Annotated in this window: 21 protein-coding genes; 9 read left to right on the top strand and 12 right to left on the bottom strand. The window is 71.1% G+C overall.

The window, feature by feature from the left end; translation table 11 throughout:
* Positions 1–289 precede the first annotated feature (289 nt).
* Positions 290–1,996, bottom strand: coding sequence for a glycerol-3-phosphate dehydrogenase/oxidase (locus DVK44_RS21345; protein ID WP_114661103.1), 1,707 nt, complete (start codon positions 1,994–1,996; stop codon positions 290–292).
* A gap of 304 nt (positions 1,997–2,300) precedes the next feature.
* On the opposite strand from DVK44_RS21345, the gene DVK44_RS21340 reads away from it, so the two are divergent.
* A complete protein-coding gene (locus DVK44_RS21340; protein ID WP_114661102.1) occupies positions 2,301–3,563 on the top strand; it encodes a nucleotide sugar dehydrogenase in 1,263 nt (420 codons plus the stop codon).
* A gap of 69 nt (positions 3,564–3,632) precedes the next feature.
* Here DVK44_RS21340 and DVK44_RS21335 read toward each other — a convergent pair whose 3' ends face one another.
* From DVK44_RS21335 to DVK44_RS21320, 4 genes are all read right to left on the bottom strand, one after another.
* Complete coding sequence (locus tag DVK44_RS21335) at positions 3,633–4,757, bottom strand: GuaB3 family IMP dehydrogenase-related protein (protein WP_114661101.1); 1,125 nt, start codon at positions 4,755–4,757, stop codon at positions 3,633–3,635.
* Between the two features lie 116 nt (positions 4,758–4,873).
* Entirely contained in the window at positions 4,874–6,376 is a 1,503-nt protein-coding gene (gene guaB / locus DVK44_RS21330) for an IMP dehydrogenase (RefSeq protein ID WP_114661100.1), read from the bottom strand.
* A 189-nt stretch (positions 6,377–6,565) separates the two neighbouring features.
* Positions 6,566–7,141: a sigma-70 family RNA polymerase sigma factor gene (locus tag DVK44_RS21325; RefSeq protein WP_114661099.1), complete on the bottom strand. Its 576-nt coding sequence runs from the start codon at positions 7,139–7,141 to the stop codon at positions 6,566–6,568.
* Positions 7,142–7,396: 255 nt separating this feature from the next.
* Positions 7,397–8,008 (bottom strand): response regulator transcription factor, encoded by a 612-nt coding sequence (locus tag DVK44_RS21320; protein ID WP_003948568.1) that lies wholly within the window; start codon positions 8,006–8,008, stop codon positions 7,397–7,399.
* 392 nt (positions 8,009–8,400) lie between these two features.
* On the opposite strand from DVK44_RS21320, the gene DVK44_RS21315 reads away from it, so the two are divergent.
* The 3 genes from DVK44_RS21315 (at position 8,401) to DVK44_RS21305 (ending at position 10,355) form a co-directional block, all read left to right on the top strand.
* Complete coding sequence (locus tag DVK44_RS21315) at positions 8,401–8,736, top strand: WhiB family transcriptional regulator (RefSeq protein WP_114661098.1); 336 nt, start codon at positions 8,401–8,403, stop codon at positions 8,734–8,736.
* A 51-nt stretch (positions 8,737–8,787) separates the two neighbouring features.
* Entirely contained in the window at positions 8,788–9,474 is a 687-nt protein-coding gene (locus DVK44_RS21310; protein ID WP_114661097.1) for an MOSC domain-containing protein, read from the top strand.
* Positions 9,475–9,581: 107 nt separating this feature from the next.
* Positions 9,582–10,355 (top strand): SDR family NAD(P)-dependent oxidoreductase, encoded by a 774-nt coding sequence (locus DVK44_RS21305; RefSeq protein WP_114661096.1) that lies wholly within the window; start codon positions 9,582–9,584, stop codon positions 10,353–10,355.
* 75 nt (positions 10,356–10,430) lie between these two features.
* On the opposite strand, the gene groL is transcribed toward DVK44_RS21305, so the two are convergent.
* From groL to DVK44_RS21290, 3 genes are all read right to left on the bottom strand, one after another.
* A complete protein-coding gene (groL, locus tag DVK44_RS21300; RefSeq protein WP_114661095.1) occupies positions 10,431–12,056 on the bottom strand; it encodes a chaperonin GroEL in 1,626 nt (541 codons plus the stop codon).
* 98 nt (positions 12,057–12,154) lie between these two features.
* Complete coding sequence (groES, locus tag DVK44_RS21295) at positions 12,155–12,463, bottom strand: co-chaperone GroES (protein ID WP_023539274.1); 309 nt, start codon at positions 12,461–12,463, stop codon at positions 12,155–12,157.
* A 285-nt stretch (positions 12,464–12,748) separates the two neighbouring features.
* Positions 12,749–13,813, bottom strand: a complete 1,065-nt coding sequence (locus DVK44_RS21290; RefSeq protein WP_408055340.1) for a polysaccharide deacetylase family protein — start codon at positions 13,811–13,813, stop codon at positions 12,749–12,751.
* Between the two features lie 81 nt (positions 13,814–13,894).
* Here DVK44_RS21290 and DVK44_RS21285 point away from each other — a divergent pair, with 81 nt between their 5' ends.
* Positions 13,895–15,211: a class I SAM-dependent methyltransferase gene (locus DVK44_RS21285; RefSeq protein ID WP_114661093.1), complete on the top strand. Its 1,317-nt coding sequence runs from the start codon at positions 13,895–13,897 to the stop codon at positions 15,209–15,211.
* Here the strand turns inward: DVK44_RS21285 and DVK44_RS21280 are convergent.
* From DVK44_RS21280 to DVK44_RS21270, 3 genes are all read right to left on the bottom strand, one after another.
* Positions 15,181–15,558 (bottom strand): hypothetical protein, encoded by a 378-nt coding sequence (locus DVK44_RS21280; RefSeq protein WP_114661092.1) that lies wholly within the window; start codon positions 15,556–15,558, stop codon positions 15,181–15,183. The genes DVK44_RS21285 and DVK44_RS21280 overlap by 31 nt on opposite strands.
* Positions 15,559–15,628: 70 nt before the next feature.
* Positions 15,629–16,306, bottom strand: coding sequence for a hypothetical protein (locus DVK44_RS21275; RefSeq protein ID WP_114661091.1), 678 nt, complete (start codon positions 16,304–16,306; stop codon positions 15,629–15,631).
* 166 nt (positions 16,307–16,472) lie between these two features.
* Positions 16,473–17,081 carry a hypothetical protein gene (locus DVK44_RS21270; RefSeq protein WP_114661090.1) on the bottom strand — a complete coding sequence of 203 codons (609 nt, stop codon included), beginning with the start codon at positions 17,079–17,081 and terminating at the stop codon, positions 16,473–16,475.
* A gap of 96 nt (positions 17,082–17,177) precedes the next feature.
* Between DVK44_RS21270 and DVK44_RS21265 the strand changes: the two genes are divergently transcribed.
* Both DVK44_RS21265 and DVK44_RS21260 read left to right on the top strand, forming a co-directional pair.
* Positions 17,178–17,699, top strand: a complete 522-nt coding sequence (locus DVK44_RS21265) for a potassium channel family protein (protein WP_114661089.1) — start codon at positions 17,178–17,180, stop codon at positions 17,697–17,699.
* Positions 17,700–17,740: 41 nt separating this feature from the next.
* Positions 17,741–18,184: a hypothetical protein gene (locus DVK44_RS21260; RefSeq protein ID WP_114661088.1), complete on the top strand. Its 444-nt coding sequence runs from the start codon at positions 17,741–17,743 to the stop codon at positions 18,182–18,184.
* Positions 18,185–18,460: 276 nt separating this feature from the next.
* Here DVK44_RS21260 and DVK44_RS21255 read toward each other — a convergent pair whose 3' ends face one another.
* Positions 18,461–19,855: a cystathionine beta-synthase gene (locus tag DVK44_RS21255; RefSeq protein WP_114661087.1), complete on the bottom strand. Its 1,395-nt coding sequence runs from the start codon at positions 19,853–19,855 to the stop codon at positions 18,461–18,463.
* Positions 19,856–20,014: 159 nt separating this feature from the next.
* Here DVK44_RS21255 and DVK44_RS21250 point away from each other — a divergent pair, with 159 nt between their 5' ends.
* Together DVK44_RS21250 and DVK44_RS21245 are read left to right on the top strand one after the other, a co-directional pair.
* On the top strand, positions 20,015–21,121 hold the full coding sequence (locus DVK44_RS21250; RefSeq protein ID WP_114661086.1) for an SGNH/GDSL hydrolase family protein: 1,107 nt from the start codon (positions 20,015–20,017) through the stop codon (positions 21,119–21,121).
* A 79-nt stretch (positions 21,122–21,200) separates the two neighbouring features.
* Positions 21,201–22,421, top strand: coding sequence for an acetyl-CoA C-acetyltransferase (locus DVK44_RS21245; RefSeq protein ID WP_114661085.1), 1,221 nt, complete (start codon positions 21,201–21,203; stop codon positions 22,419–22,421).
* The last annotated feature ends 220 nt before the right edge of the window (positions 22,422–22,641 follow it).

Below are 22,641 nucleotides of genomic sequence, written 5' to 3'. Positions count from 1 at the left end.
CGTTACGGGTGTGATGGGTGTGACGCATGAGGCAGAGAAAGGCATATGTCTTCCGCTGACACCCACCCATCACCAGCCACCCGCACGCCGGTTCAGGGCACACCGAACCGGCTCCCCGGCTCCGGCCGTCCTCCCGCCCCCGGCCGCCGCCCGGCCCTGTCCGACCTCTATACGTACGCCCCCGGCCCCCGGTTCAAGAGCGCGCCGCCCGGGGCCGGCGTCCGGACCCCCGGGCGCGACCGGGCGCCACCCCGGCCGGGCCCGCCTCCGTACCCCCGCCGACGGCGTGTCAGATGGGCACGATGTCCGGCGCGCCCAGCCGCGCCGCGTCCGCCGTCTGGTCGTCCGGCTGCCGCTGCGACTCCCTCTCCGCCTCCACCCGCTTCTCGTAGTGGGTCACTTCGCGCTCGATCTGGTCCGTGTCCCAGCCGAGCACGGGAGCCATCAGCTCCGCGCACTCCCGGGCGCTGCGCGTCCCCCGGTCGAAGGTCTCGATCGAGATCCGGGTCCGCCGGGTGAGGACGTCCTCCAGATGGCGCGCGCCCTCGTGCGACGCCGCGTAGACGACCTCGGCGCGCAGATAGTCGTCCGCGCCGGCCAGCGGCTCGCCGAGCCCCGGATCCCCGGCGATCAGCTCCAGCAGCTCTTCCACCAGGGTGCCGTAGCGGTTCAGCAGATGCTCGACGCGGGCCACATGGATGCCGGTCCGGGCCGCCATCCCCGCCCGTCCGTTCCACAGCGCGTGGTACCCCTCGGCGCCGAGCAGCGGCACGTCCTCCGTGACACAGTCGGCCACCCGCTGGTCGAGGCCGTGCACCGCCTCGTCCACCGCGTCCTTGGCCATCACCCGGTAGGTCGTGTACTTGCCTCCGGCGATGACCACCATGCCGGGCACCGGGTGCGCGACCGTGTGCTCCCGGGACAGCTTGCTGGTCGCGTCCGACTCCCCGGCGAGCAGCGGGCGCAGCCCCGCGTACACCCCCTGCACATCGTCCCGGGTGAGCGGCACGGACAGCACCGAGTTCACATGCTCCAGCAGATAGTCGATGTCGGCGCTGGAGGCGGCGGGATGGGCCTTGTCCAGGTCCCAGTCGGTGTCGGTGGTGCCCACGATCCAGTGGCGGCCCCAGGGAATGACGAACAGCACCGATTTCTCGGTCCGCAGGATCAGCCCGGTGGTGGAGTGGATCCGGTCCTTCGGTACGACCAGATGGATGCCTTTGGACGCCCGGACATGGAACTGTCCGCGCTCGGCGATGAGTCCCTGGGTGTCGTCCGTCCACACCCCGGTGGCGTTGACGACCTGTCTGGCGCGGATCTCGTACTCCCCGCCGGCCTCCACGTCGCGGACGCGCGCGCCGACGACCCGCTCGCCCTCCCGCAGGAATCCGACGACCCGGGCCCCGTTGGCGACCTGCGCGCCGTAGGTGGCGGCCGTGCGGACGAGGGTGGCCACATAGCGCGCGTCGTCCATCTGCGCGTCGTAGTACTGCAAGGCGCCGACCAGGGCGTCCTTCTTCAGGCAGGGCGCGACCTTCAGCGCGTGCCGCCGGGAGAGATGGCGGTGGACCGGCAGCCCCCGGCCATGCCCGGACGACACGGACATCGCGTCGTACAGCGCGACGCCCGAGCCGGCGTAGAGGCGCTCCCAGCCCTTGTGCTTGAGCGGGTAGAGGAACGGCACGGGCTTCACCAGATGGGGAGCCAGCTTCTCCAGCAGCAGCCCGCGTTCCTTGAGCGCCTCTCTGACCAGCGCGAAGTCAAGCATCTCCAGATAGCGCAGACCGCCGTGGATCAGTTTGCTCGACCGGCTCGACGTGCCGGCCGCCCAGTCGCGCGCCTCGACCAGTCCGGTCGCCAGCCCTCGGGTCACGGCGTCGAGGGCGGTGCCCGCCCCGACCACTCCCGCGCCCACCACCAGCACGTCGAGTTCCCGTTCGGTCATCGCCGCCAGCGCGCGGGCGCGCTCCGCCGGTCCCAGTGTCGCTGTCCTCACCGCTGCCTCCCGTCGTCCCCCGCGTGGTCGGGCTCACAGATCGATTCTGTCCGCAGTCCGCGACTTCAGCCACCGGCTGTGGATAACTCCCGCCCCACCCGATCCGCGCACCGCCGCGCACTCCACACACCGCCGCGCACTCCGCGTACTCCACGCACTCCACGCACTTCCTCGTACTTCTCCGGCCGCGCGATGCCACATAACGGTCATATTTACGCCTAGTCTGACATTGCGCCCGCTCATTTCTGTCCTCCGGGCTCGCGCGCACCATCAGCTCCGGCCAGGGAAGGACGCGGCCACCGCCATGCCCGCAGATCTCGCCGTCATCGGACTCGGCCATCTCGGCCTCCCCCTCGCCCAGGCCGCCGTGGCCGCCGGTGTCCGCACCATCGGATACGACACCGACCCACGCCCCGTCGCGGAACTCGCCGCCGGCCACACCCCGGCCGACGGACCGCTCACCGCCTCCGACGTCCGCCGGATGCTCTCCGGAGGCTTCCGCCCCACCACCGACACCACCGAGCTGGGCCGGGTCCGTACCGCCGTGATCTGCGCCCCCACTCCCCTCGGCGCCGACGGCACCCCCGACCTCACCGCGCTCGGCGACGCCGCCCGCGCCCTCGCCGCCCGGCTGCGCCCGCACACCACCGTGCTGCTGGAGTCACCCGCCGCGCCCGGTACGACGGAGGGATTCCTGCGCACCCTCCTCGAAGAGGGCTCCGGCCTGCGCGCCGGCCGCGACTTCCACCTCGCGTACTCCCCCGGCCGCCACGACCCCGGCAACCGCACCCACGGCCTCGCCAACACCCCCAAGGTGATCGGCGGCCTCACCCCCGCCTGCACCGAAGCCGCCGCCGCCTTCTACGGCCGCCTCACCGACAAGGTCGTACGGGCCAGGGGCCCCCGCGAGGCCGAGACCGTCAAGCTCCTCGAAACCAACTTCCGGCATGTCAACATCGCGCTCGTCAACGAGATGGCCGTCCTCTGCCACGACCTCGGCGTCGACCTCTGGGACGTCATCCGCTGCGCCGAGACCAAGCCCTTCGGCTTCCAGGCGTTCCGGCCCGGACCCGGCGTCGGCGGCCACGGCGTACCGATGGACCCCAGCTGTCTGCCGCACGCGGGCCGCACCCCGGGCCACCCGCTGCGTATGGTCGGCCTCGCCCAGGAGATCAACTCCCGGATGCCGCAGTACGTCATCCAGCGCTGCGCCGCCCTTCTCAACGAGCACGGCAAGTCCGCGCGCGGCGCCCGCGTCCTGCTCCTCGGGGTCACCTACAAGCCCGATCTGGCCGACCGCGAGAGCGCGCCGGCCACCGAGATCGCCCGCCGGCTGATGGACCTGGGCGCCGCCGTCAGCTACCACGACCCGTACGTCCCCCACTGGCGCGTACGGGAGCTGCCCGTCCCGCGCGTGGACTCCCTCTACGAGGCCGCCGCCCACGCCGATCTGACGGTCCTGCTCCAGAACCACCGCACCTACGACCTCCAGGGTCTGGCCGTCAAGGCACAACTGCTCCTCGACACCCGGGGAGCGAGCCCGACCGGCACGGCCCACCGCCTCTGAGAGCGCGGAAAACGAAAATGGCCGCCTCTGTACAGAGGCGGCCATTTTCCTGGCACGAACAGCGGTACGTCAGCGGCGGTGCTGCGAGTCCGCCACCGTGACCTCGACCCGCTGGAACTCCTTGAGTTCGCTGTAGCCGGTCGTCGCCATGGCCCGCCGCAGCGCGCCGAAGAAGTTCATCGACCCGTCGGGGCTGTGCGAGGGGCCCGTCAGGACCTCCTCGGTCGTCCCGGCGATGCCCAGGTCCACCAGCTTGCCGCGCGGCACGTCCTCGTGAACGGCCTCCATGCCCCAGTGCCGCCCCTGGCCCGGCGCGTCCGAGGCGCGCGCCAGCGGGGAGCCGATCATCACGGAGTCCGCGCCGCAGGCGATCGCCTTGGGCAGGTCGCCGGACCAGCCGACACCGCCGTCCGCGATGACATGCACATACCGGCCGCCGGACTCGTCCATGTAGTCGCGGCGGGCCGCCGCGACATCCGCGACGGCGGTCGCCATCGGCACCTGGATGCCCAGCACGTTACGGGTGGTGTGCGCCGCGCCGCCGCCGAAGCCGACCAGCACGCCCGCCGCGCCCGTACGCATCAGATGCAGGGCCGCGGTGTACGTGGCGCAGCCGCCGACGATGACCGGGACATCCAGCTCGTAGATGAACTGCTTGAGGTTCAGCGGCTCGGCCGCGCCGGAGACATGCTCGGCGGAGACCGTCGTACCGCGGATGACGAAGATGTCGACCCCGGCGTCCACCACGGCCTTGGAGAACTGCGCGGTGCGCTGCGGCGACAGGGCCGCGGCCGTGACCACGCCCGAGTCGCGCACCTCCTTGATGCGCTGCCCGATCAGCTCTTCCTTGATCGGCTCGGCGTAGATCTCCTGGAGCCTGCGGTTGGCGGTCTCCTCGTCAAGACCGGCGATCTCGTCGAGCAGCGGCTGCGGGTCCTCGTACCGGGTCCACAGGCCCTCCAGGTTCAGTACGCCCAGACCGCCCATCTCGCCGATACGGATCGCGGTCCGCGGGGAGACCACCGAGTCCATCGGGGCGGCCAGGAACGGCAGCTCGAACCGGTAGGCGTCGATCTGCCAGGCGATCGAGACCTCCTTCGGGTCCCGGGTGCGCCGGCTCGGGACGACGGCGATGTCGTCGAACGCGTACGCCCTGCGGCCGCGCTTGCCGCGCCCGATCTCGATCTCAGTCACGATATGTGGCCTTTCCGTCTACGTCTGCCGTCCCAGTATCCCCGACGCCCGGCCACCACTCGGCGCCCGCGGGGTCCGTCACCCGCAGGCCGCGGAGCCCGCGGGCCCGTCGGGGCTCAGCCCCGGGTGTAGTTCGGCGCCTCGACCGTCATCTGGATGTCGTGCGGGTGGCTCTCCTTGAGACCCGCCGAGGTGATCCGGACGAAGCGGCCCTTGCGCTCCATCTCGTCGATGGAGGCGGCGCCCACGTACCCCATGGTCTGGCGGAGTCCGCCGACGAGCTGGTGCAGTACGGCGGAGAGGGGGCCGCGGTAGGGCACCTGGCCCTCGATGCCTTCCGGGACGAGCTTGTCGTCCGCGGAGACCTCGGCCTGGAAGTAACGGTCCTTCGAGTACGAGCGGCCCTGGCCCCGGGACTGCATCGCGCCCAGCGAGCCCATGCCCCGGTAGGACTTGAACTGCTTGCCGTTGATGAACTGGAGCTCGCCCGGCGACTCCTCGCAGCCCGCGAGCAGGCTGCCGAGCATCACCGTGCTGGCACCGGCGGCGAGCGCCTTGCCGATGTCGCCCGAGTACTGGAGGCCACCGTCGCCGATGACCGGGATACCGGCCGAGAGACAGGCCGCCGCGGCCTCGTAGATCGCCGTGACCTGGGGAACGCCGATACCGGCGACCACGCGGGTGGTGCAGATCGAGCCGGGGCCGACGCCCACCTTCACGCCGTCCACGCCCGCGTCGATCAGCGCCTGGGCGCCGTCGCGGGTGGCGACGTTGCCGCCGATGATGTCGACCGGGACGCTCGACTTGATCTTGGACATCCAGCTCAGCGCGTTGCTGTTGTGGCCGTGCGAGGTGTCCACGACGAGGAAGTCGACACCGGCCGCGACCAGCGCCTGGGACCGCTCCAGCGCCTCGGGGCTGGCGCCCACGGCGGCGCCGACGAGCAGCCTGCCCTCGGCGTCCTTGGCCGCGTTCGGGTACTTCTCGGCCTTGACGAAGTCCTTGACCGTGATGAGGCCCTTGAGGATGCCCGCGTCGTCGACCAGCGGCAGCTTCTCGATCTTGTGGCGGCGCAGCAGCTCCATGGCGTCCACGCCGGAGATGCCGACCTTGCCGGTGACGAGCGGCATCGGGGTCATGACCTCGCGCACCTGGCGCCCGCGGTCCGCCTCGAAGGCCATGTCGCGGTTGGTGACGATGCCGAGCAGCTTGCCCGCGCGGTCGGTGACCGGGACACCGCTGATCCGGAACTTGGCGCAGAGCTGGTCTGCCTCGCCGAGCGTCGCGTCCGGGTGGACGGTGATCGGGTCGGTGACCATGCCGGACTCGGAGCGCTTCACCAGGTCGACCTGGTTGGCCTGGTCGGCGATGGAGAGATTGCGGTGCAGCACCCCGACGCCGCCCTGACGGGCCATGGCGATCGCCATGCGGGACTCGGTGACCTTGTCCATCGCGGCGGAGAGCAGCGGGATGTTCACCCGGACGTTGCGGGAGACCAGCGACGCGGTGTCCACCTGGTTCGGCAGGACTTCCGAGGCGCCAGGCAGCAGCAGCACGTCGTCGTATGTCAGCCCGAGCGTCGCGAATTTCTCGGGCACTCCGTCGACGTTTGCAGTCATGACACCTTCCCCAAATGACCTTGATCGGTGCGGATGTCCATGCTAACGGGCTCCGCGAGCCTCTCATTCCACGAACAAGATCACCGATCGGCTTCGTATGTTCATACGTAGACGCCCGCGCCCCGCGTTCAGCGGACGCCGTTCCGGCGCCGGCCGGCCGCCCTCACCGGGCCGCCGCGCCAGCGTCGGTCACTGCCCGGCCAGGGCCCGCAGTCTGCTCAGCGCACGGTGCTGGGCGACCCGTACCGCGCCCGGTGACATCCCGAGCATCTGCCCGGTCTCCTCGGCCGTGAGCCCCACCGCGACCCGTAGAACGAGCAGCTCACGCTGGTTGTCGGGGAGGTTGGCGAGGAGCTGCTTGGCCCATTCCGCGTCGCTGCTGAGCAGCGCGCGCTCCTCGGGGCCGAGCGAGTCGTCGGGCCGCTCGGGCATCTCGTCGGAGGGCACCGCCGTCGAACCCGGGTGCCGCATGGCGGCCCGCTGGAGGTCGGCGACCTTGTGCCCGGCGATGGCGAAGACGAACGCCTCGAAGGGGCGGCCGGTGTCGCGGTAGCGCGGCAGGGCCATCAGTACGGCGACGCAGACCTCCTGTGCGAGATCCTCCACAAAGTGGCGAGCGTCACCCGGCAGCCGGCTCAGCCGCGTACGGCAGTAGCGCAGCGCGAGCGGGTGGACCCGCGCCAGCAGATCGTGTGTCGCCCGTTCGTCGCCGTCGACGGCACGGTGAACGAGCGCACCGATCACCGTGGGCTCGTCTTCGCGCATCGGTCCATGGTGCCTTGGCGGCTGCTGATCGGCGGCGCCGCGTCCGTAGTTGTGCACCGAAGCGTTATGAGCGGGTGCGGCAGAACTCATTCCCGGCGCCCTCCCCTCGCGCTCGTCCGACTCGTCCCCGAGGAACTCCACATCTCCAAGGATGCGGCATAGCGCGGGAAACGAGTGTGTACGGGCGTACGTCGCCCCCGTCGGCCGGGTCGCCCCGCCCGCCTCACGGCGGGCGGGGGCGCACGAAGCGCGAGGTCAGCGGACCAGACCCCAGCGGAAGCCGAGCGCCACGGCGTGTGCCCGGTCGGACGCGCCGAGCTTCTTGAAGAGCCGCCGGGCGTGCGTCTTGACCGTGTCCTCCGAGAGGAACAGCTCGCGGCCGATCTCCGCGTTCGAGCGGCCGTGGCTCATGCCTTCGAGTACCTGGATCTCGCGCGCCGTGAGGGTGGGCGCGGCGCCCATCTCGGCGGAGCGGAGCCGGCGCGGCGCGAGACGCCAGGTCGGATCGGCGAGCGCCTGGGTGACGGTCGCGCGCAGCTCGGCGCGGGAGGCGTCCTTGTGCAGATAGCCCCGGGCCCCGGCGGCGACCGCGAGCGCGACGCCGTCCAGATCCTCCGCGACCGTGAGCATGATGATCCGGGCGCCGGGGTCGGCGGAGAGCAGCCGGCGGACCGTCTCCACTCCTCCGAGTCCGGGCATCCGGACATCCATGAGAATCAGATCGGACCGATCCGCGCCCCAGCGGCGGAGGACTTCCTCGCCGTTGGCCGCGGTCGTCACGCGCTCGACACCGGGCACGGTCGCGACCGCGCGGCGGAGCGCCTCTCGGGCAAGCGGGGAGTCGTCGCAGACGAGGACGGATGTCATGACCGTCCTCCGCAGCTGATGCGCGTCACCTTGAGCCTCCAGGCTGGTACATATCGTCACCTGTGCGATTGACGCTCTCGGACATGTGCCCGATCGCTCATTCCCTCAACCGCCTCGCACACTCAACGATGGTCACTCGAAAGAGTTACGGGTTGGACGATCGAGTTCCGCACTCCGCGTGAGGGGGCGTACACGGAGCAGAGCGACCCCGCATGCCACCGTCCCCCATCCGAGGCATGCCCCATTTAGAGGCTTTTCTTCACTTTCGCTGGTGTCTGTGGGTAGATTTACCATCAGTCATATTTACATCTACTTACATATTGGATGTACGGTCGTGAGCGAGCCCGTATCCGCCGTATCCGCCTCAGCACGGTTTCAAGGGGACATGAGCAATGGCAGATTTCTCCCGCCTTCCCGGACCGAACGCCGATCTGTGGGACTGGCAGCTCCTCGCGGCATGTCGTGGTGTGGACAGCTCTCTCTTCTTCCACCCGGAGGGTGAAAGAGGCGCGGCGCGCAGCGCGCGCGAGAACTCGGCGAAAGAGGTGTGCATGCGCTGCCCGGTCCGCGCGGAGTGCGCGGCGCACGCGCTGGCGGTACGGGAGCCGTACGGCGTGTGGGGCGGGCTGACCGAGGACGAGCGCGAGGAGCTGATGGGCCGGGCGCGCACCCGGCTGATCACCGCGTCGGCGGCACCCGACGCCCCGAGCGCGCGTTCAGGAGAGTGAAGAAACGTTCCTTCATCCGGTGTCCCCCGGCGTCCCGGCTAGCGTGCCCGCATGAAGCTTCTGACCGTGAACGTGGGCGGGCCCAGGACCGTCGAGTACAGCGACGCGCCGGGCGGTGCCACCGGAATCGACAAGCGGCCGGTGGACGGCCCCGTCCGGGTGGCGGATCCGGGGCCGAAGGGCACGGGCGGCGGCGGAGTCGCCGGTGACGCGGTCTGCGACCGGCGCCATCACGGCGGGACCGATCAGGCGGTGTACGCGTTCGCCCGGGAGGATCTGGACTTCTGGGAACGGGAGCTGGGCCGGCCGCTGCCCAACGGCGTCTTCGGCGAGAACCTGACCACGTCCGGTCTCGACATCACCGGCGCGAAGATCGGGGAGCGCTGGCTGATCGGCTCCGAGGTGGTGCTGGAGACGACCAGCGGACGGATGCCCTGCCGTACGTTCCAGAGCTGGCTGGGCGAGGAGGGGTGGGTCGGACGCTTCACCCGGCAGGCGGTGACCGGGGCGTATCTGCGGGTCATCACCCCCGGCGAGATCCGCGCGGGCGACCCGATCGAGATCATCCACCGGCCCGGGCACGAGGTGACGGTGGGGATGGCGTTCCGCGCGGTGACGACCGAACGGGAGCTGCTGCCCCGGGTACTGGCCGCCGGGGAGGCGCTGCACGCCGAGGAGCTGCGGATCGCGCGGGAGTACGTGGCCGGGCTGCGGACGCAGGGCGGGGCGCGCGGGTAGCGGGGTAACAGGCTCGCGGGGTCGGCGGCTCGCGCGGGCTCGTGGCGGTCGTCCCCCTACGGAACATTCACATCAGGCGTACCGAGGTAGGCACTAACGTGCCGCGTATGACGACTGCTCTGATTACGGGCTCGACGGCGGGCATCGGTGCCGCCTTCGCGCGACGGCTGGCGGCGGACGGCCGCAACCTCGTGCTGGTGGCCCGCGACACCGAGCGTCTGCGCGAGCAGGCCACCGAACTGCACGACCGGCACGGCATCGAGGCCGAGGTGCTGACCGCCGATCTCGCCACCGATGGCGGTATCGAGTCGGTCGAGAAACGGCTCGCGGACCGCAAGCACCAGGTCGATCTGCTGGTCAACAACGCGGGGTTCGGCAACAAGGGGCGCTTCCTCGAAGTCTCGATGGCCGACGAGCTGACGATGCTGAAGGTGCACTGCGAGGCGGTGCTGCGGCTGACCTCGGCGGCGGTCACGGGGATGCGGGCGCGCGGCCGGGGCGGGGTCGTCAATGTCGCGTCGGTGGCGGCGTTCCTGCCGCGCGGTACGTACGGCGCGTCGAAGTCGTGGGTCGTCCAGTTCACCCAGGGGGCGGCACGGGATCTGGCCGGTACGGGGGTACGGCTGATGGCGCTCTGCCCCGGTTTCGTACGGACCGAGTTCCACGAGCGGGCCGGGATGGGCACGGACAACATCCCGGACTGGATGTGGCTGGACGCCGACAAGCTGGTGGCGGCGGCGCTCACCGACCTGGCGCGCGGCAAGGTGGTGTCGGTGCCGGACCCCCGGTACAAGGCGCTGATGGGAGCGGTGAAGCTGGCGCCGCGCGGGCTGCTCGGCGGCATCACGTCGAAGACGGGCCGCAAGTACGGCCCGCGCTGACGCGGACGGCCCGGCACCCCCTGAAGAGGGGTACCGGGCCGTCGTACGGCGGCACGCTGCGCCGCGGGGAACTGCTCAGTGGCTGTGGCCGTGGCCGCCGTGGCCGGCGTCGGCCTCTTCCTCGGCCGGCTTCTCGACGACCAGGGTCTCGGTCGTGAGCAGCAGGGAGGCGATGGAGGCGGCGTTCTCCAGGGCGGAGCGCGTGACCTTGACCGGGTCGATGACGCCGGCCTTCACCAGGTCGACGTACTCGCCGGTGGCCGCGTTGAAGCCGTGGCCCTTCTCCAGCTCCGACACCTTGGAGGTGATGACGTAGCCCTCGAGACCGGCGTTCTCGGCGATCCAGCGCAGCGGCTCGACGACGGCGCGGCGGACGACCGCGACACCGGTGGCCTCGTCGCCCTCCTTGCCGAGGTTGCCCTCCAGCACCTTGGCGGCGTGCACCAGGGCGGAGCCACCACCGGAGACGATGCCCTCCTCGACCGCGGCGCGGGTCGCGGAGATGGCGTCCTCCAGACGGTGCTTCTTCTCCTTCAGCTCCACCTCGGTGGCGGCGCCGACCTTGATCACGCACACGCCGCCGGCCAGCTTCGCGAGGCGCTCCTGGAGCTTCTCGCGGTCCCAGTCGGAGTCCGTGGTCTCGATCTCGGCCTTGATCTGGTTGACACGGCCGGCGATCTCGTCGGCGGCACCGGAGCCGTCGACGATGGTCGTGTCGTCCTTGGTGACGGTGACGCGGCGGGCGGAGCCCAGGACGTCCAGACCGGCCTGGTCGAGCTTGAGGCCGACCTCCTCGGCGATGACGGTCGCGCCCGTGAGGGTGGCGATGTCACCGAGCATGGCCTTGCGGCGGTCGCCGAAGCCGGGGGCCTTGACCGCGACCGCGTTGAAGGTGCCGCGGATCTTGTTGACGACGAGGGTGGAGAGCGCCTCGCCCTCGACATCCTCGGCGATGATCAGCAGCGGCTTGGAGCCACCGCCCTGGATGACCTTCTCCAGCAGCGGCAGCAGGTCCTGGATCGAGCCGATCTTGCCCTGGTGGATCAGGATGTACGGGTCGTCGAGGACGGCCTCCATACGCTCCTGGTCGGTCACCATGTACGGCGAGAGGTAGCCCTTGTCGAAGGCCATGCCCTCGGTGAAGTCCAGCTCCAGACCGAAGGTGTTGGACTCCTCGACGGTGATGACACCGTCCTTGCCGACCTTGTCCATCGCCTCGGCGATCAGCTCGCCGACCTGGTCGTCCTGCGCGGAGAGCGCGGCGACGGCGGCGATGTCCGACTTGTCGTCGATCGGGCGGGCGGTGGCGAGCAGTTCGTCCGACACGGCCTTGACCGCGGCGTCGATGCCCTTCTTCAGAGAGGCCGGGGAAGCACCCGCGGCGACATTGCGCAGACCCTCGCGGACCAGCGCCTGGGCCAGCACGGTGGCGGTGGTGGTGCCGTCACCCGCGATGTCGTTGGTCTTGGTCGCCACCTCCTTCACGAGCTGGGCGCCCAGGTTCTCGTACGGGTCGTCCAGCTCGACCTCGCGGGCGATGGTGACACCGTCGTTGGTGATGGTGGGGGCGCCGAACTTCTTGTCGATGACGACGTTGCGGCCCTTGGGGCCGATCGTCACCTTCACCGTGTCGGCAAGCTTGTTGACGCCGCGCTCAAGGGCGCGACGGGCGTCCTCGTCGAACTTCAGGATCTTCGCCATGGCTGCTTCTCTCGTCCTCTCGCATGAACTGCGCCCCCGTCCGCCCGGCGATCGCTGGGTGGCCGAGGGCGCAGCTCAAAAGCAAAACTTTCGGTGAATTACTTCTCGATGATCGCGAGTACGTCGCGAGCCGAGAGGACGAGGTACTCCTCGCCGCTGTACTTCACTTCGGTGCCGCCGTACTTGCTGTACAGAACGACATCGCCGACGGAAACGTCGAGCGGGAGACGCTCGCCGTTCTCGAAACGGCCCGGGCCCACGGCCAGGACGACGCCCTCCTGGGGCTTCTCCTTGGCAGTGTCCGGGATGACCAGGCCAGAGGCCGTGGTCTGCTCGGCGTCGAGCGGCTGGACCACAATGCGGTCCTCGAGCGGCTTGATGGCAACCTTGGTGCTGGCGGTCGTCACGATCCGACCTCCCCCTTCGGAGATCTCGGTGCTAGCTGTCTGGGTGGCGACCGGATAGACCCGTCGTCGCGGGTGCCGGATCTGTCGATCGCGCTTGGCACTCTCCAGTGGGGAGTGCCAGAACAGAGACTATGACCGCGATTAGCACTCGGTCAAGCGGAGTGCCAATCGAGGCATGCGCGCCGTAACGGGAACGCGCACCCGGAGCCAGAGGTTCCGGGTGCGCGGAGCGGTACGGGGAGCAGTACGAGGAGCGGTACGGGGAGCGGGGCCGATCCGGGCGGATCAGACGTAGTCCTCCAGCCGGGCCACCGCGTATCCCTTGTCCGTGATGCGCTTCATCGCGGCCCTGACCAGGTCGGGCATGGTCGCCTTCCAGTCGGCGGGCCCCCGGAAGTGGGTGAGGACGATGTCACCGGGGTGCAGGTCCTCGTCCCACTCGCGCCACTCCATCCGGTCGGGGTACGCCTCGGCCGTCCACAGCGGTACGGCCTTCACCCCGCAGGTCTTGGCGGCGCGCAGCGTGTCGCCGTTGTAGTTGCCGAAGGGCGGCCGGAAGAGCGTGGGGCGCTTCCCGTACCGCTTCTCGATCTTGTCCTGCTGGTCGCAGATCTCGCGCCGCTGCTCCTCGTACGACAGGCCGGGCAGATACGGGTGGTTGAGCGTGTGGTTCTGGAGGGCGACGCCCCGGTCCTGCATCTGCTTGAAGTAGCCGTAGTTGTCGTTGATGACGTAGTCGCTGAGGAAGGCCGTGTACGGGATCTTCAGCTCGGTCATCATCCGCAGCAGCTCGGGGTCCTTGTCGATGCCGTCGTCAATCGTCAGGAAGACGACGCGGTCCTTGACCGGGACGGTGGTGAAGACCGGCGGGAGGTTCTCGCCCTCCTCCTCGTTCGCGATCTCGAAGCCCTTGCGGTTGGTGATCTCCGGCTTGACCGCGGGCGGCGCGGGCGCGGCCAGGGGGGTCTTGTCCAGCCCCCACTTCTTCGCCGCGACGGCCCGCGCGGCCTGCGCCTTCCGTACGGCCTCGGCGTTCGCGGGCGCGGCGGGCGCGTTGGCGGGACCACCGGCGCCCTCGGCCGGCGGGCCGCCGTGCAGCGCTCCCGGTACGGGCCTGGCGGGCGGCGGGGCGGGCGGCCCGGCGGGTTCGCCGGAGCCGGTGGCGCAGCCGGAGCCGATGGCGGCGGCCGTGAGCACCGCCAGCGCGATGCGCACCCGGTTGCCGGTACGGCGGCGGGACGCGCCACGGATGGCTCCACGGAGGGGTCCACGCGTGGCTCGACGGGTCCGAGCCTTGGCCTCACCCGTACCCTTTGTGGTCATTTCTTCGTTTTGTCGTACTAGTTGCATGGCGCCGCATCCTGTCAGCGCGCGGCGCCCGCGCGCGGGCGAACCGCCGCCGGGCGCGCACGGTCCCCCGGCTGGCCCACAATGGACCGGGTGACCGACCGCGCCCCCTCCTCCCCGCCCAGCCCCGCCGAGCCGCCCTCCGAGGCCGCGCGCCCGCTGCTCGCGCCGCTGCTCTCCGCCGAGGGGCAGGCCCTCCTCGCCGAGCTGCGGGACCACGACCCGGCCGGGGAACTCGCCCTGGCGACCCGGCTGCGCCGCGACCACCCGGCCGAACTCGTCTCGGCCGCGCTGGCCCAGGCCCGGCTGCGGCAGCGCGCGGTGGCGAAGTTCGGCGCGGACGACGCGTACCGCATGTACTTCACGCCCCACGGCGTCGAGCAGGCCACCCGGAGCAGCGTCGCCGCCCACCGCGCCGCCCGCCTCGTGGCGCTCACCCGCGCGACGCCCGGCCGGGCCGTCCGCGTCACCGATCTGTGCTGCGGGATCGGCGGCGACGCCATTGAGCTGGCCCGCGCGGGATTCGCCGTCACCGCCGTCGACATCGACCCGCTGACCTGCGAGATCGCCCGTACCAATGTGCGCACCCTGGCGCCCGGCGGCCCGCCCGCGACCGTGACGCGCGCCGATGTGCGGAAGTACGACACGGCCGGCGCGGAGGTCCTCTTCATCGACCCCGCGCGGCGCGGCGGCCGGGGCAGGATCTTCAACCCGGAGGCGTACTCACCACCGCTGTCGTGGGCGATCGAGGCGGTACGGCGCGTCGGTACGGGCGCCGTCAAGATCGCGCCGGGGATCCCGCACGAGCTGGTCCCCGACGACTTCGAGGCCGAGTGGATCTCGGACGGCGGCGACGTGAAGGAAGCCGTGCTCTGGCACCACCCCGCCGTCGTCCCCGGCACCCGCCGCGCGACACTGCTCACCCCCGCGCCCGTCACCCTCACCGGGCGCGGTCTGCCCGACCCGCCGGTCCGGCCGGCCGGGCGCTATCTGTACGAGCCCGACGGGGCCGTCATCCGCGCGCATCTGGTCGCCGAGGTGGCAGAGGAACTGGCCGGCGGACTGCTCGACGCGACGATCGCGTACATCACGGCCGACGAGGCCCGCGAGACTCCGTACGCGACGGCCTACGAGATCACCGACGAACTGCCGTTCAGCCTCAAGCGCTTGAAGGCGCTGCTGCGTGAACGCGAGGTCGGTGTCCTGACCGTGAAGAAGCGCGGCTCCGCGGTGGAGCCGGAGGAGCTGCGCCGCCGGATGAAACTCAAGGGGCCGCACGCGGCGACGGTCTTCCTCACCCGGGTCGCGGGCGCGCCGACGATGCTGCTCGGCCATCCGGTGAGCCGGCCCGACAGAACCGCCGGAACGGCTCAGGCGAGGTCGGTCAGTTCATCGGCGTAGATCGTGGAGAGCGGCTGCGGGCCCACGTACTGCTGGCAGTTGCACTGCCTGCGCTCGTACCGCAGCGGCTTCTTCTCCTCGTCCCACTCGACCGCCGTCTCCATGTCCTCATGGCACTTGCCCTTGCGGTCGTGCTTGGCGAGGTGGTGCGAGCAGCCGCAGACCGGTTCCGGCTGCTTGTTGGCCTCTTCAAGGGCCAGCCGTTCTCGCTCGCGCTCCCGCTCCGCCAGCTCAAAGCGTTCGATTCTCCGCTCGTGGCGGGTCCGGAGCGCGGTCCGGCCCGTATCGGCTATCCAGCCGAAGCCCCCGACGATGAAGAAGACAAAAACCCACCAAAGCCAGTCCATCCGCCGCCCCTTAACCCTGAATGGCGCATGCGTTCCCCTTCAGGATAGGACGGACCCGGTAGGAACGGTCTCAGCGGTGTGCGCCACCGCCCCGGCGGACCGGCACCGGGTGCAGCAGCCGCTCGGCCCAGAGCTGGTGGTCGACGGTCTGGAACAGCCCCAGCAGCCCGGTCAGCAGTACGGTGGCGCCCAGCCCCAGCGAGTACGTCACCCCGCCGAGCGTGAACGATTCCGCGTCGGCGGAGCCGTCGGTGGCGTCCATGATCGCGACACAGGCCGGCAGTACGGTCGCCAGCCCCAGCAGACACAGCGCCACCGACGGCAACAGCCAGCCCACACAGCGCGCGTGCACCCGCAGCCCCGAATCGGTGACACGGCCCAGCGCCGCCCACGCCTCCAGCCGCTGCCGTACGTCCCGCCCCCCGTTGAGCCACTTCCCGGCGCCGATCGCGGCCGGCACCAGCAGCACGAGCGCGAGCACGAGCGACACCAGCCCGGTCAGGACCCCGAGCCCCCCGGTCTCCACACTCCGCACAGCCAGCCCCACCGCCGCCCAACCGGCCACCCCGACAGCCCCGAGCAGCCAAAGCACCGCCAGCCGCCCGACGGAGAGACCACGCCGGGCCAACTCGGCCATAATCTCCGTCCGGTCGGCGAGCAGCGCGTCACGGTCCTGGCCGTGGCCGTGGTCCTGGCCCTGATCCTGGTCGCGGTCGGGGTCCTGATCCTGGTCCGGTGATGCGACCACCTCCGGAGACGGCGGAGGCGGCGGCAACGGAACACGAACGCGGCTGATCATTCGGCAGAGATTAGCGGTGCGTGCAGGCAGGAACTCGATGGGGTCCAGTCGTGGAGCGGTACGCCCGCCGCGACCGCCGCATCCGACAAGTCCTCCCGGAGGGGCCCGGTCCGCCTCACAGCCGGATCGCCCAGCGGTAGTGCCTCACCGCCCGCGCCGCGCCGGTCAGGGCGGCGAGCCAGAGGAGGGTGCCGGCGCCCATCGCGTAGGCGACTGCGCCGTACGTGTCCTCGCCCGCGCGGGCCGTGGCCGGTACGACGAGCGCGAGCCAGAGGCCGGCCGTGCCCGAGGCGAACGATGTTAGCAGCCATGACAGGCTCGCGCCGGCCATCCGCAAGCGCGGGGCGCCGGCCGGGTCGCTCGCCAGCGCGGCCCACTGGTCCATCAGCGACCGCGTCCTGCGCTGCCGGCGGGCCGAGAGCCCGAGGATGATCACGGGCGCCGCCATCACGCCCACGCCGATGGCCCCGAGGGCCGCCCTGAGCAGCACGCCGAACGGCGCCAGTCCCGCGAAGTCCGAGGTCAGCGCCAGTCCGACCACCCCCCAGCCGAGCTGCGCCCCCGCGACGAGCAGCCAGAACACCGCCAGCGCGGCGCCGCCCAGACTCCGCCGGCCCAGGTCCGACAGGACCGCGGCCCGGTCCGCGAGCATCGCCGCGTGACCGGGCCAGGAGCGCAGCTCCACGGGCGGTGGAGGCGGTGGCAGGGGCGGGCGACGGGACATGCGCCCGAGGCTATCGGCCCTGAGGCCGGGGCCGGGGCCGGTCGTACGGGGTGTGTCCTGCCGGGCGTCCCCGCCGGTCCCGGTTAGTTTCGGTCCATGGCTCCGCTGTCGCCCCTCTTCGTGCTGCGCAGGCTGCTGGGCAACGAGCGGTGGCGGCGGCTGCATGTGAAGGCCGCGGCGGGGGCGGGGATGGCCTTCGTGCTCGTTCTGCTGCTCGGCTCCTGGATCATCGTGCCGTACGAGGCCCGGGCGCCCCGCGCGACCATCACCTCGTTCCCGCTCGCGCTGTGGTGGTCCGTCGAGACCGCCACGACCGTCGGATACGGCGATCTGTATCCGGTGACCGTGCCCGGCCGCGTCATCGCGTGTGTCGTGATGCTCGTCGGGATCTCCGTCTTCAGCGTCGTCACGGCCTCCCTCGCCACCTGGCTGGTCGGCAGCGCCGCGCACCGGGCGCGCCGGGCAGCGGCGGCTCTCGGACACGTGGAGCGGGAGGGACGGGCGGACGCCGCCCGGGAACTGCGCGCCCTGCACGAGCGCTTCGACCGGCTCGAACACCTGCTGGCCCGGAGCCACGGCCACGGCAACGGCCACGGCCCCACCGAAGACGGGGGTTAGCCCCACTGACCCGGGCCCGCCCCGCTTCGTACCGTTGCCGCATGGATGCCCGCGACGCTGAGCTGAAGAAAGAACTCGACGCCACGCTCCAGGCCCGACGGGACCTGGGGGCCGAGTACGAGCCCGCGCTCGTCGAGTCGTTCCTGGAGAAGGTCGAGGAGAGCCTCGACCAGACGATCGACCGCCGTGTCCGGCGCAGGCTGGCGGAGCAGCAGACGCTCGCGGCCCGCGGCCCGGACCGGCCGCCCGGTTCGGCCGCCGAGGGGTTCGGCGAGCGCTTCGGGTTCGCGGTGATCTCGCTGATCCTCGCCATACCGCTGTCCGCGATCGCCGTGGCCAACGCCGGGATCGGCGGGCTGCTCGTCTGCTGGCTGGGGATCGTGGGGGTGAACGCGTTCTCCTCGACGCGGCCGTGGCCCTGGTCCGGACAGCGGGAGCGCGAGCGGGAACGTGAGCGGCGGAAGTCCTCGGACTGGGAGGACTGAGGACTGGAGCGCCGGAAAAAGATAGTCGCGGGGACCGCCGCACCCCCGTTACCGGGGGGCGGGACGACGGCGGTCCCCGCGAGGGACACGCTCCGGGTCAGGGCCGGCTGACGTGTCCGGGCGTCCATGGAGGTCCGGGAGCCGCTCCGGAAGTCCTTGACGCCGACAACAACCAATGTGCCGTACGCGTGTTAAGGCGGTGCTGCGCGGACGTGTCGCGCTCGTACCACTTTCGCGAACCCGCGGGTCCGGTGGCCGGATAACCCCTCCGCGTGGCTACTTCGCGTCCTTCGAGAGGAACGCGAGCAGATCCTGCCTGCTCACGACGCCGGTCGGCTTGCCCTCCACCAGCACGATCGCCGCGTCCGACGCGTCGGAGCCGCTCAGGACCGCCATCAGATCGGCCACCGGTTCGCCGGAGCCGACCTGCGGCAGCGGCGCCGACATGTGCTTCTCCAGCGGGTCGCCGAGCGCGGCGCGCCGGGTGAAGAGCGCGTCGAGCAGCTCCCGCTCCACCACGGAGCCGATGACCTCGGCGGCCATCACGTCCGGGTGGCCGGCGCCCGGCTTCACGATCGGCATCTGGGAGACGCCGTACTCCCGCAGCACCTCGATGGCCTCGCCGACCGTCTCCTCGGGGTGCATGTGCACCAGGGTCGGGATGGGGCCCGCCTTGTGCTGGAGCACGTCCGCGACGCGCGGCGCGTCCCCGCTGTGGTCGAGGAAGCCGTAGTCGTTCATCCACTCGTCGTTGAAGATCTTGCTGAGGTAGCCCCGGCCGCTGTCCGGCAGCAGGACGACCACGACATCGTCGGGCCCGAGCCCCTCCGCCACCTTCAGCGCGGCGACCACCGCCATGCCGCAGGAGCCGCCGACGAGCAGGCCCTCCTCCTTGGCGAGGCGCCGGGTCATCTGGAACGAGTCCTTGTCGGACACGGCGACGATCTCGTCCGTCACCGTACGGTCGTACGCGGTCGGCCAGAAGTCCTCGCCGACGCCCTCGACCAGATACGGCCGTCCGGAGCCGCCGGAGTAGACCGAGCCCTCGGGGTCGGCGCCGACGATCCGTACCCGCCCGTCACTGGCCTCCTTGAGGAAGCGGCCGGTGCCGGAGATGGTGCCGCCCGTGCCGACGCCCGCGACGAAGTGGGTGATCCGGCCGTCCGTCTGCTTCCACAGTTCGGGACCGGTGGTCTCGTAGTGCGAGCGCGGGTTGTTCGGGTTGCTGTACTGGTCGGGCTTCCAGGCGCCGGGCGTCTCCCGGACCAGCCGGTCGGAGACGTTGTAGTACGAGTCGGGGTGCTCGGGGTCGACCGCCGTGGGGCAGACGACGACCTCGGCGCCGTACGCACGCAGCACATTGATCTTGTCCGTGGAGACCTTGTCCGGGCAGACGAAGATGCACTTGTAGCCCTTCCGCTGGGCCACGATGGCGAGCCCGACGCCCGTGTTGCCGCTCGTCGGCTCGACGATCGTGCCGCCGGGGCGCAGCTCCCCGCTCTCCTCCGCGGCCTCGATCATGCGCAGGGCGATCCGGTCCTTCACCGAACCGCCGGGGTTGAAGTATTCGACCTTGGCCAGGACTGTCGCCTGAATGCCTTCGGTCACGCTGGTCAGCTTCAGCAGCGGGGTATTGCCAACCAGACTGATCATCGAGTCGTGGAATTGCACCGTATGTCTCCGGGGTCTCCGTGATGGTCCGGCCAGCGTATGCGCCCGCGGGTGAGATTGGGCGACGGTCCTTACGGGGCAGTTAGCTGGTACGCGTACGCGCACGGAGGCGGAACGGGAAGACGGAAGGTGGTGACCCGGACGGTGTCGAGGGCGAGGGTGGCGCGGCGGATCGCCGCGGGCGCGGCCTACGGCGGCGGCAGCATCGGGCTGCTGGGCGCGGCGGGCGTCGGGGTGCTGCTGGCCGAGGTCCAGCTCGCGAAGCGCTCGGTGGGCGGCGGGACCGCCCCCGTACCGCCGCGCGGGGACGGCTGGTACGGACTGGCGTTCGGGCATACGGAACCGCTGCGGATGGGCATGCTGGGCGACTCCACGGCGGCCGGCCAGGGGGTGCGGCGGGCCGGGCAGACCCCGGGGGCACTGCTGGCGTCGGGGCTGGCGGCGGTCGCGGAGCGCCCGGTGGACCTGCGGAACGTGGCGCTGCCCGGGGCACGGTCGGACGATCTGGAGCGGCAGGTGACCCAGCTGCTGTCGGCGACGTCACACACCCCGGACGTCTGCGTGATCATGATCGGGGCGAACGACGTCACACACCGGATGGCCGCGACCGAGTCCGTCCGCTGTCTGGCGGCGGCGGTACGGCGGCTGCGGACGACGGGGGCGGAGGTGGTCGTCGGCACCTGCCCGGACCTGGGCACGATCGAGCCGGTGTACCAGCCGCTGCGCTGGGTGGCCCGCCGGGTGAGCCGGCAGCTGGCCGCCGCGCAGACGATCGTCACGGTCGAGCAGGGCGGCCGTACGGTCTCGCTGGGCGATCTGCTGGGCCCGGAGTTCGCGGCGAATCCGCGGGAGCTGTTCGGTCCGGACAACTACCACCCTTCGGCGGAGGGGTACGCGACCGCCGCGATGGCGATGCTGCCGACGCTCTGCGCGGTGCTGGGCCTGTGGCCCGAGACCGACCATCTGGACGCGTCCCGTGACGAGGACATGCTGACGGTGGCGAAGGCCGCCTCGGCGGCGGCGGCCCAGGCGGGCACGGAGGTCGCGGGGGTACGGGCGCCCTGGGCCATGCTCAAGCACCGCAGACGGCGGCATCTGCTGCCGACGGCGGACGAGCGGACGGGCACGGAGCACGGGGACGGCGGGGAGGACGGCCGGGACGACGGGGAGGGCCGCCGGGACCACGGAGAGCGTCGCGGGGACGGGAGCGACCATCCTGAGCAAGCGCTTAGAAAAGAGTCCCGCATCACACGTCCGCACCAGTGACCCACCCCCTACGTGCGGGTAACTTCCCCCTCGGGCCTGCCCTTTCCGCCCGACCCGCTTTCCGTCCCATGGAGCCGTGATGCCAGAAGCCGTGATCGTCTCTGCCGCCCGTTCCCCCATCGGCCGGGCCTTCAAGGGCTCACTGAAGGAGCTGCGGCCCGATGACCTGACCGCCACGATCATCGAGGCCGCGCTCGCCAAGATCCCCGAACTGGACCCGCTCGACATCGACGACCTGATGCTCGGCTGCGGCCTCCCCGGCGGCGAGCAGGGCCACAACCTGGGCCGGATCGTCGCCGTACAGCTCGGGATGGACCATCTCCCGGGCTGCACCATCACCCGTTACTGCTCCTCGTCGCTCCAGACCTCCCGGATGGCGCTGCACGCCATCAAGGCCGGCGAGGGCGATGTCTTCATCTCCGCGGGCGTCGAGATGGTCTCGCGCTCGGTCAAGGGCAGCTCGGACGGCCTGCCCGACACCCACAACCCGCTCTTCGCCGACGCCGAGGCCAGGACCGCCGCCGTCGCGGCGAGCGAGGGCGCCGGATGGCACGACCCGCGCGAGGACGGGCTCGTCCCCGACGCGTACATCGCGATGGGCCAGACGGCGGAGAACCTGGCCCGGCTGAAGGGCGTAACGCGCCGGGAGATGGACGAGTTCGGCGTACGGTCGCAGAACCTCGCCGAAGAGGCCATCAAGAACGGCTTCTGGGAGCGCGAGATCACGCCCGTGACGACCCCGGACGGCACCGTGGTCACGGCGGACGACGGCCCGCGCCCCGGCATCACCCTGGAGGGCACCCAGGGCCTCAAGCCGGTCTTCCGCCCCGATGGCCTGATCACGGCCGGCAACTGCTGCCCGCTCAACGACGGCGCCGCCGCGCTCGTGATCATGTCCGACACCAAGGCGCGCGAGCTGGGGCTGACCCCGCTGGCCCGGATCGTGTCCACCGGCGTCACCGGTCTCTCGCCGGAGATCATGGGCTACGGGCCGGTCGAGGCGTCCCGCCAGGCGCTCGGGCGCGCCGGGCTGACCATCGACGACATCGACCTGGTCGAGATCAACGAGGCGTTCGCCGCGCAGGTGATCCCCTCGTACCGGGACCTGGGCGTCCCGCTGGAGAAGCTGAACGTGAACGGCGGCGCCATCGCCGTCGGCCACCCCTTCGGGATGACCGGCGCGCGGATCACCGGCACCCTGATCAACAGCCTCCAGTTCCACGACAAGCAGTTCGGGCTGGAGACGATGTGCGTGGGCGGGGGCCAGGGCATGGCCATGGTCATCGAGCGGCTGAGCTGAGCCGCAGCGGAGGCGAAGCTCAGCGCGACCACGAACACGAGCGCCTGAGCTGAGCCTTGCGCGATGCCGGTCCCGGCCCGGCGTCGCGCACCGTAATCGCGCCGTACCGAAAAGCACCGTTCCGCCCCACCGATCCCCAGTCGTGACTGAATCTCCCCCAGGATGTGACCTAGTCCCGGGGGAGATTCGTTTTCCCAGGTCAGCCCGGTACGCGGACGAA

The organism is Streptomyces paludis (assembly GCF_003344965.1).
In the GTDB taxonomy this organism is placed as follows: Bacteria; Actinomycetota; Actinomycetes; order Streptomycetales; family Streptomycetaceae; genus Streptomyces; species Streptomyces paludis.
Note: the sequence above shows the minus strand (reverse complement) of the source record. Positions and strands in the feature narration are given on the sequence as shown.

Excerpts from the sequence above, each read along its gene's own strand:
- DVK44_RS21340 (WP_114661102.1), top strand. The coding sequence starts at position 2,301 with ATGCCCGCAGATCTCGCCGTCATCGGACTCGGCCATCTCGGCCTCCCC.
- guaB (WP_114661100.1), bottom strand. The coding sequence starts at position 6,376 with ATGACTGCAAACGTCGACGGAGTGCCCGAGAAATTCGCGACGCTCGGG.
- DVK44_RS21325 (WP_114661099.1), bottom strand. The coding sequence starts at position 7,141 with ATGCGCGAAGACGAGCCCACGGTGATCGGTGCGCTCGTTCACCGTGCC.
- DVK44_RS21320 (WP_003948568.1), bottom strand. The coding sequence starts at position 8,008 with ATGACATCCGTCCTCGTCTGCGACGACTCCCCGCTTGCCCGAGAGGCG.
- DVK44_RS21315 (WP_114661098.1), top strand. The coding sequence starts at position 8,401 with ATGGCAGATTTCTCCCGCCTTCCCGGACCGAACGCCGATCTGTGGGAC.
- DVK44_RS21310 (WP_114661097.1), top strand. The coding sequence starts at position 8,788 with ATGAAGCTTCTGACCGTGAACGTGGGCGGGCCCAGGACCGTCGAGTAC.
- DVK44_RS21305 (WP_114661096.1), top strand. The coding sequence starts at position 9,582 with ATGACGACTGCTCTGATTACGGGCTCGACGGCGGGCATCGGTGCCGCC.
- groL (WP_114661095.1), bottom strand. The coding sequence starts at position 12,056 with ATGGCGAAGATCCTGAAGTTCGACGAGGACGCCCGTCGCGCCCTTGAG.
- DVK44_RS21290 (WP_408055340.1), bottom strand. The coding sequence starts at position 13,813 with ATGCAACTAGTACGACAAAACGAAGAAATGACCACAAAGGGTACGGGT.
- DVK44_RS21285 (WP_114661093.1), top strand. The coding sequence starts at position 13,895 with ATGGACCGGGTGACCGACCGCGCCCCCTCCTCCCCGCCCAGCCCCGCC.
- DVK44_RS21280 (WP_114661092.1), bottom strand. The coding sequence starts at position 15,558 with ATGGACTGGCTTTGGTGGGTTTTTGTCTTCTTCATCGTCGGGGGCTTC.
- DVK44_RS21270 (WP_114661090.1), bottom strand. The coding sequence starts at position 17,081 with ATGTCCCGTCGCCCGCCCCTGCCACCGCCTCCACCGCCCGTGGAGCTG.
- DVK44_RS21265 (WP_114661089.1), top strand. The coding sequence starts at position 17,178 with ATGGCTCCGCTGTCGCCCCTCTTCGTGCTGCGCAGGCTGCTGGGCAAC.
- DVK44_RS21260 (WP_114661088.1), top strand. The coding sequence starts at position 17,741 with ATGGATGCCCGCGACGCTGAGCTGAAGAAAGAACTCGACGCCACGCTC.
- DVK44_RS21245 (WP_114661085.1), top strand. The coding sequence starts at position 21,201 with ATGCCAGAAGCCGTGATCGTCTCTGCCGCCCGTTCCCCCATCGGCCGG.